The organism is Streptomyces rimosus subsp. rimosus, from assembly GCF_000720725.1.
In the GTDB taxonomy this organism is placed as follows: Bacteria; Actinomycetota; Actinomycetes; order Streptomycetales; family Streptomycetaceae; genus Streptomyces; species Streptomyces rimosus_A.
In genome coordinates this window covers 1-7,970 of sequence record NZ_JOCQ01000182.1, presented here as the reverse complement: position 1 = coordinate 7,970, position 7,970 = coordinate 1, and the positions used below count along the sequence as shown (strand labels likewise).

Annotated in this window: 7 protein-coding genes; 3 read left to right on the top strand and 4 right to left on the bottom strand. The window is 73.4% G+C overall.

Features of this window, described 5'->3' with window-relative positions; translation table 11 throughout:
* The first annotated feature begins 67 nt into the window (after positions 1–67).
* On the top strand, positions 68–1,333 hold the full coding sequence (locus tag IH45_RS0141775; protein ID WP_030682052.1) for a cytochrome P450 family protein: 1,266 nt from the start codon (positions 68–70) through the stop codon (positions 1,331–1,333).
* 25 nt (positions 1,334–1,358) lie between these two features.
* Here the strand turns inward: IH45_RS0141775 and IH45_RS0141770 are convergent, their stop codons facing one another.
* Positions 1,359–2,636, bottom strand: a complete 1,278-nt coding sequence (locus IH45_RS0141770; RefSeq protein ID WP_030682049.1) for a serine hydroxymethyltransferase — start codon at positions 2,634–2,636, stop codon at positions 1,359–1,361.
* A gap of 253 nt (positions 2,637–2,889) precedes the next feature.
* Between IH45_RS0141770 and rocD the strand changes: the two genes are divergently transcribed.
* Positions 2,890–4,104: an ornithine--oxo-acid transaminase gene (rocD, locus tag IH45_RS0141765; protein WP_234440889.1), complete on the top strand. Its 1,215-nt coding sequence runs from the start codon at positions 2,890–2,892 to the stop codon at positions 4,102–4,104.
* Positions 4,105–4,137: 33 nt separating this feature from the next.
* Here the strand turns inward: rocD and IH45_RS0141760 are convergent, their stop codons facing one another.
* Positions 4,138–5,331: a glutathionylspermidine synthase family protein gene (locus tag IH45_RS0141760; RefSeq protein WP_030682045.1), complete on the bottom strand. Its 1,194-nt coding sequence runs from the start codon at positions 5,329–5,331 to the stop codon at positions 4,138–4,140.
* 28 nt (positions 5,332–5,359) lie between these two features.
* A complete protein-coding gene (locus IH45_RS0141755; protein WP_030682042.1) occupies positions 5,360–5,755 on the bottom strand; it encodes a hypothetical protein in 396 nt (131 codons plus the stop codon).
* Between the two features lie 125 nt (positions 5,756–5,880).
* Here IH45_RS0141755 and IH45_RS0141750 point away from each other — a divergent pair, with 125 nt between their 5' ends.
* Positions 5,881–6,786: a membrane protein gene (locus tag IH45_RS0141750; RefSeq protein ID WP_030682040.1), complete on the top strand. Its 906-nt coding sequence runs from the start codon at positions 5,881–5,883 to the stop codon at positions 6,784–6,786.
* A gap of 16 nt (positions 6,787–6,802) precedes the next feature.
* Here IH45_RS0141750 and IH45_RS0141745 read toward each other — a convergent pair.
* The coding region (locus tag IH45_RS0141745) for an aminotransferase-like domain-containing protein (RefSeq protein ID WP_030682038.1) at positions 6,803–7,970 on the bottom strand (1,168 nt) is incomplete at its 5' end.

The window sequence follows — 7,970 nt, the reverse complement described above, 5'->3', positions numbered from 1 at the left end:
GGTGACGTCCGGCCCGGGGCTTGTCCGCCCCCTGTCCCCACCCCCCCCTACCTTCCACCCTTAGCCCATGCCCGCAGCCGACCGGCCGCCCTCGCCCTGCCCCCTCCCCCCCACCACCCCGGATCGGTCCGAAACCGACGCGCACCTTCGCGCCCACGGTCCCGCCGCCCCCGTCCTGCTCCCCGGCGGCGTCCCCGGTTACGCGATCACCCGCCACCACGCCCTGCGCGCCTTCCTCTCCCACCCGGAAGTGGCCAAGGACGCCCGTCACTTCGCGGCGCTGCGCGACGGGCGCATCCCGCCCGGCTGGCCGCTGGCCACCTTCGCCACCGTGGACGGGATGACGACGGCCGACGGGGCGGATCACCGGCGCCTGCGGGAGCCGGTCGCCAGGGCGCTCACGCCCCGGCGGGTGGCGGAGCTGCGTACACGTGTGGAGCGGCTGACCGCCGAGCTGCTGGACGGGCTGGCGCACCATGCCGCGGCCGACGGCACGGTCGATCTCCGGCACGCCTTCGCCTACCCGCTCCCCATGCGCGTGATCTGCGAACTCCTCGGCGTGGACGAGGAGTTCCGGGACCGGCTGCACGAGCTGTCCGGGCTGGTCGTGAGCACCGCCATCGGCCCGGAGGCGGCACTGGCGGCCAACCGGGAGCTGATCGCGGTGCTCGGGCAGGTGGTGGCGGCCCGCCGCGCGGCTCCGGGCGACGACCTGACCAGCGCGCTGATCGCCGCGCGGCGGGAGGAGTCCGCCAGCGGGCTGAGCGAACGGGAGCTGACCGGCACCCTGCTGCTGATGATCGTCGCCGGGCACGAGACCACGCTCAACCTGATCACCAACGCGGTACGGGCCCTGTGCGCCCACCGCGACCAGCTCGCGCTGGTCCGCGAGGGGCGGGCCGGCTGGGCGGACGTGGTCGAGGAGACGCTGCGCCACGACAGCCCCGTGGCCCACTTCCCGTTCCGCTACCCGACCCGGGACCTGGACGTCGGCGGCACGGTGATCCCCCGGGGGACGCCGGTGCTCGCCTCGTACGCGGCGGCCGGGCGCGACCCGGAGGCGTACGGGCCGGACGCGGACCGGTTCGACGTGACGCGGCGGCCCGCCGTCCGGCACCTGTCCTTCGGCCACGGACCGCATGTCTGCCCGGGCGCGCCGCTGGCCCGTCTGGAGGCGCGGATCGCCCTGCGCGCGCTGTTCACCCGCTTCCCGGACCTGGCCCTGGCCGTGCCGGAGGCGGAGCTGCGACCGCTGCCCACGTTCGTGGGCAACAGCGTCGCGGAGCTTCCGGTACGGCCGGGCCGGGACCTCGGGGCGGCGGACCGCAGCTGACCGGCCCGCCTCCCCCTGCGGCCGGTCAGGACGGGTCGGCCACCAGCCCCGGCGCCGGATAGGCGCCCATCAGCTCGGCGACCTCGGCGCGGACCGTGGTGAGCGCGTCCTCGTCGCCCGCGCCCGCGGCCTCGACGCCCCGGGTGATCCAGTCCGCGATCTGCGGCATGTGCTCGGTGCCCAGGCCGCGCGAGGTCAGCGAGGGGGTGCCGATGCGGATGCCGGACGGGTCGAACGGCTTGCGCGTGTCGTACGGGACGGTGTTGTAGTTGACGACGATCCCGGCCCGGTCCAGGGCCTTCGCGGCGACCTTGCCGGGGACCTCCTTGGGCGTGAGGTCCATCAGGATGAGGTGGTTGTCCGTACCGCCGGAGACCAGGTCGAAGCCGCGGGCCAGCAGCTGTTCGGCGAGGGCCTGGGCGTTGGCGACGACGGCGTGCGCGTAGTCGCGGAAGGACGGCTGGGCGGCCTCGTGGAGGGCGACCGCGATGGCGGCGGTGGTGTGGTTGTGCGGGCCGCCCTGGAGGCCCGGGAAGACCGCCTTGTCCAGCGGCTTCGCGAACTGCTCGCGGGACATCAGCATCGCGCCGCGCGGGCCGCGCAGCGTCTTGTGGGTGGTGGTGGAGATGACGTCGGCGTGCGGCACCGGCGAGGGGTGGGCGCCGCCCGCGACCAGCCCGGCGATGTGCGCGATGTCGGCGACCAGGACCGCGTCCACCTCGCGGGCGATCTCCGCGAAGGCCGCGAAGTCGATGGTGCGCGGCACGGCCGTACCGCCGCAGAAGATCAGCTTCGGGCGCTCCTTGAGGGCGAGGTCGCGCACCTCGTCGAAGTCGATACGGGCGGTGTCGGCCCGTACGCCGTACTGCACGCCGCGGAACCACCTGCCGGTGGCCGAGACGCCCCAGCCGTGCGTGAGGTGGCCGCCCATCGGCAGCGACATGCCCATGACCGTGTCGCCGGGCTCGGCGAAGGCCAGGTAGACGGCGAGGTTGGCGGGCGAGCCGGAGTACGGCTGGACGTTGGCGTGCTCGGTGCCGAAGACGGCCTTGGCGCGGTCGATCGCCAGCCGCTCGACAAGATCGATGTTCTGCTGGCCTTCGTAGTAGCGACGGCCCGCGTATCCCTCGCTGTACTTGTTCTGCAGGACGGTGCCGGTGGCTTCGAGCACCGCGGTGGAGACGTAGTTCTCGGAGGGGATCAGGCGCAGCGTCTCGCCCTGGAGGCGTTCTTCGGCGCCGACCAGGGCGGCCAGCTCGGGGTCGGCGGCGGAGAGGGCGGGATGGGACAGGGGACGGCTCATGGGGTCCTCCGGGGCGATCGGTCTCGTACGGCTTTCCGGTCGTGCTCCCCGGGTGCCCAGGCAGGGCGGCACCTCGTGGTGGGCCGTCGTGCGACGGCCGCGCACCGTTCCCCCGAGGTCGCTTCCCCGTACGCCAGTCGCGATGCGCGGGGCCAGTCTAACGGGGGGTGTGCGGCGCAACCTTTCTTCGCATACCGTCCGGCCAACGGGATGAATTCTCCCGGGATCGCCCGCATACCGAACGGAGTCAATGGTGACCCCTACGACGTCCACGGAACGCAGCATCGCCACCGCCGAGGCACACGGCGCCCACAACTACCACCCGCTCCCCGTCGTCGTGGCCTCCGCCGAGGGGGCCTGGATGACGGACGTGGAGGGCAAGCGCTACCTGGACATGCTCGCCGGGTACTCGGCACTCAACTTCGGGCACGGCAACCGCCGGCTGATCGACGCGGCCAAGGCGCAGCTGGAGCGAGTGACCCTCACCTCGCGCGCCTTCCACCACGACCGGTTCGCCGACTTCTGCGCGCGGCTCGCCGAGTTCTGCGGCATGGAGATGGTGCTGCCGATGAACACCGGCGCGGAGGCGGTCGAGACGGCGGTCAAGACCGCCCGCAAGTGGGGCTACCGGATCAAGGGCGTCCCGGCCGGCCGGGCGAAGATCGTCGTGGTGGACAACAACTTCCACGGCCGCACGACCACGATCATCTCCTTCTCCACCGACCCGGAGGCGCGCGCCGACTACGGCCCGTACACCCCGGGCTTCGAGATCGTCCCGTACGGCGACCTGGCGGCGCTGGAGGACGCGGTGGACGAGGACACGGTCGCGGTGCTGCTAGAACCGATCCAGGGCGAGGCGGGCGTGCTGATGCCGCCGCCCGGCTACCTGCCGGGCGTACGGCGGGTAACCCGCGAGCGCGGCGTCCTGTTCATCGCGGACGAGATCCAGTCCGGCCTGGGCCGCACCGGCGCCGATTTCGCCTGTGAGCACGAGGGCGTGGTGCCGGACATGTACGTGCTCGGCAAGGCGCTGGGCGGCGGCATCGTGCCGGTGTCGGCGGTGGTCTCCTCGCGCGAGGTGCTGGGTGTGTTCCGGCCGGGTGAGCACGGCTCGACGTTCGGCGGCAACCCGCTGGCCTGCGCGGTGGCGCTGGAGGTCCTGGCGATGCTGCGGACCGGCGAGTACCAGCAGCGCGCCCGGGAGCTGGGTGAGCACCTGCACCACGAGCTGGGGCTGCTGACCGGCGGCGGCGCGGTGGACGCGGTGCGCGGGCGCGGCCTGTGGGCCGGGATCGACATCAACCCGGCCCTGGGCACCGGCCGGGAGATCTCCGAGCGGCTCATGGAGCGCGGCGTGCTGGTCAAGGACACCCACGGCAGCACGATCCGGCTGGCGCCCCCGCTGGTCATCGGCAAGGACGACCTGGACTGGGGGCTGGATCAGCTGCGGGCGGTGCTGGGCGGGTGACCGTGGGGCGCCGCCCCTGCTACGGGGCGCGCCTCACAGGATCACGTGCGGCAGGAACCGCGCGTACTCGTCCGTGACCAGCCCCGCCGACTCCCGGATGCCGAGCCCCGCCGACTCGTCCTCGACGACCCACGCGCCGAGCACCACCCGGTTGCCGTCGAAGTCGGGCAGCGGGGCCAACTCCTGGTAGCAGCACGGCTCCTCGCGTACGACGGGGGCCGCGCCCGGCTGGTGGACGGTGACGCCGGCGCCCTCGCGGCCGAGCAGCGGTTTGGCCACGTACCCGGGACCGTCCGGTCCGTCCGCCAGTTCGCGCGGCCCGTCGAGGTAGGCGGGCAGCAGGTTCGGGTGGCCCGGGTACAGCTCCCACAGGATCGCGAGCAGCGCCTTGTTGGAGAGCAGCATCTTCCAGGCCGGCTCGATCCACAGGGTGGTGCCGGTGCCGCCGCCGTTGTCGAGGGTGTCCAGGACGTGCGGGCCGAACGCGTCGGTGGCCAGCCACTCCCACGGATACAGCTTGAAACAGGCCCGTATGAAGCGAAGCCGCTGGTCGACGAACCTCCCCGAGAGGGTGTCCCAGCCGATCTCCTCGACCGGTATCGCCACCGTCTCCAGACCGGCCTGCCGTGCCGTCTCCTCCAGATAGGCGACGGTCATCAGGTCCTCGCCCAGCTCGTCGCCCGCGGAGTGCGCGAAGTGCACGGGCGCGCCCGGCGGCAGCAGCCTGGCCTGTTTGCGCCAGGCCTCGACCAGCCGCTCGTGCAGCGAGTTCCACTGGTCGGCGCCGGGGAACCGTTCCTCCATCCAGAACCACTGCGGTCCCGCCGCCTCGACCAGCGAGGTCGGCGTATCGGCGTTGTACTCCAGCATCTTGGCCGGGCCGGTACCGTCGTACCGCAGGTCGAACCGCCCGTACAGCGTGGGCAGTTCGGCCCGCCGCCGCCAGGACTCGGCGACCAGGTCCGCCAGCCGCGGGTCGTCGATGCCGAGGTCGGCGAAGCGCCGGTGCTCGACGATGTGCGCGGCCGCGGCCAGGCACATGCCGTGCAGTTCCTCCACGACTTCCTCCAACGCCTCGACCTCGGGCAGCGTGAAGGAGTAGTACGCGCTCTCGTCCCAGTACGGGCGCAGCGAGTCGTCCGGGTAGCGGGTCAGCGGGTAGATCAGGCCCTGCGCCTCGACGGTCTGCTGCCAGCCGGGGCGGGGCTGTGTGGTGTGCCGCTTCACGGAAGGTCCCTCGTCCGCCGCACCGCCGTCACCCGCCGCTGGAGCCGGAGCAGCCGAAGCCGCCGCGGTTGACGGCCGTGCTGTGGTTGAAGGTGCCGGAGTCGGCGTACCGGCCGTTGCCGTCGGAGCCGTAGTACCACTGGCCGTCGACCTTCTTCTGCCCGCGGCCCGCGGTGCCGCCGTTCTTGCCTGCCGACGATCCGGTGCCGCCCGTGCTGCCGGTCCCGCTCGATCCGCTCCCGCTCTTGCATGCCTTGGAGTCGACGACCCGGTAGCCCTTGACCGCGTCGTAGCTGTTCCGGTCGACGCAGCGCTTGTCGGGCTCCGAGCCGCAGGAGGTCAGGGCCGCCGCGAGCGCGCCCATGCTGCCCAGGACCACCGTGCTCGACCGCAGCCGCCGCCGGGCCTTCGTCTGTTCCGCCATCCCTGTTTTCCCCCGTACATCCGTGGCAACAGTTTTCAGCCAGGTCAGCCTAAAGGCCACCGTGCCGGGGGCCGCAACGGGCCTGCGACAGGCCGTCCACCTACAGTCGATGTGTGCTGATTGGGATGTTCTGTGCGCTCGGTTCGGCGGTCTGCTTCGGTACGGCGTCGGTCCTTCAGGCGGTGGCGGCCCGCGCCACCGCGCCCGGGACCGGCTCGGGATCCGGCGTGGACCCCAGATTGCTGCTACGCGTCCTGCGCCAGTGGCGTTACCTGCTCGGCCTGGCCCTGGACGGCTGTGGCTTCCTCCTCGAACTGGTCGCGCTGCGCTCGCTGCCGATCTACGCAGTGGGCGCGGCCCTCGCCGCCAGCCTGGCCGTGACCGCGGTCGTCGCCGTACCGCTGCTGCACGTGCGGCTCAGCCGCGCCGAGTGGACGGCCGTGGCGGTGGTCTGCGGCGGGCTCGCCATGCTGGGGCTCGCCTCGGGCGCGGAGGGGAAGGGCACGGGCTCGACCGGCCTGCGCTTCGGTGTGCTGGCCGTCGCCCTGGCGATCCTGGCGTCCGGCGCGCTGGCCGGGCGGCTGCCCGACCGGGCGCGGGCGGCGGCGCTGGGCCTCGGCGCCGGTTTCGGCTTCGGCGTCGTAGAGGTGGCCGTACGCCTGATCCCCGACCTGTCACCCGCGCCCCTCCTCTCCAACCCCGCCACCTACGCCCTGCTCATCGGCGGCGGTGCGGCCTTCCTGCTGCTGACCTCGGCCCTCCAGCGCGGCTCGGTGACGGCGGCCACGGCGGGCATGGTCATCGGCGAGACGCTGGGCCCCGCGCTGATCGGTATCGTCTGGCTCGGCGACCGCACCCGGGCCGGACTGGCGCCGCTGGGCTTCGCCGGGTTCGCACTGGCGGTACTGGGCGCGCTGGCGCTGGCACGCTTCGGGGAGGCGCCGGAGGTGGCGGGGGCGGCGGCCGGGGGTCCCGATTCAGCGGCGGAGCCCGCCGCCAGCGGTCCACGGGGCGCGCGGGAGCATCCGTAGTCCCACCGCCAACGATCTACGACGGGGGCGGAAGCACCCGTAGCAGCGCCTCCAGCGCACCCGCGAACCCGTGTTCCGGCGGCCTGCCGTACGCCACGACCAGAGCATCGCGAGGCGGCGCGCCACCCGCCGCCTCGGGGTGCGCGAAGGCTCCCAGCCCCTCCAGCGCGAGTCCCTGCCAGCGGGCGGCCTGCACGACGGACTGCTCGGTGCCGGGCGGCAGTTCGAGGACGACGTGCAGCCCGGCCGCGATGCCGCTGACCCTGATGTGCGGCGCCTGCTCGGCCAGCGCGCCGACGAGCTGATCACGCCGCCGCCGGTACCGCAGTCGCATCCCGCGCACATGCCGGTCGTACGCGCCCGAGGTGAGGAATTCGGCGAGGGTCAGCTGTTCCAGTGCGCCGGTCTGCCACTCGCCCGTGCTCTTGAGGGCGAGGACCGGGTCCACGAGGTGGTCCGGCAGCACCATCCAGGCCAGCCGCAGCGCCGGGGCGAGGCTCTTGCTGGCGGTGCCGAGGTAGGCGACCCGGTCGGGATCGAGCCCTTGAACCGCACCCACAGGCTGCCGGTCGTAGCGGAATTCGCCGTCGTAATCGTCCTCCAGCACCAGGCCGCCGGCGGAGCGCGCCCAGTCGATGACGGCGGCGCGGCGGTCGGGGTGCAGCGGTACGCCGGTGGGGAACTGGTGCGCCGGGGTGAGCAGGGCGGCTCGTACGCCCTGCAGGTGGCCCAACTGCTCTGTATCCGCGCCGAATTCGTCGACCGGCAGCGGTACGGGACGCAGCCCGGCGCGTGTCAGCACGTCGCGGTGGAAGTGGAGGCCGTACGCCTCGGTGCCGATCCCGCGGATGCCCGAGTCCCGCAGGACGCGGGCGAGCAGTCCGAGGCCCTGCATGAAGCCGGTGCAGATCAGGATGCGTTCCGGGTCGGTGCGTACGCCGCGGGCGCGGGCCAGGTAGTCGGCGAGCACGGTACGCAGCTCAGGGCGGCCGAGCGGCGGCCCGTAACCGAACGCCTCACTGGGCGCCGCGGTGAGCGCGCGGCGGGACGCCGCCAGCCAGGCCGCACGCGGGAAGGCGGAGACGTCCGGGGTGCCGGGCCGCAGGTCGTAGCGCGGGCGGTCGGACACCCGGGCGGGCGCGGCGCGCCGGGTCGGCGGGGCGGGTCGGGCTGACTGGGCTGTT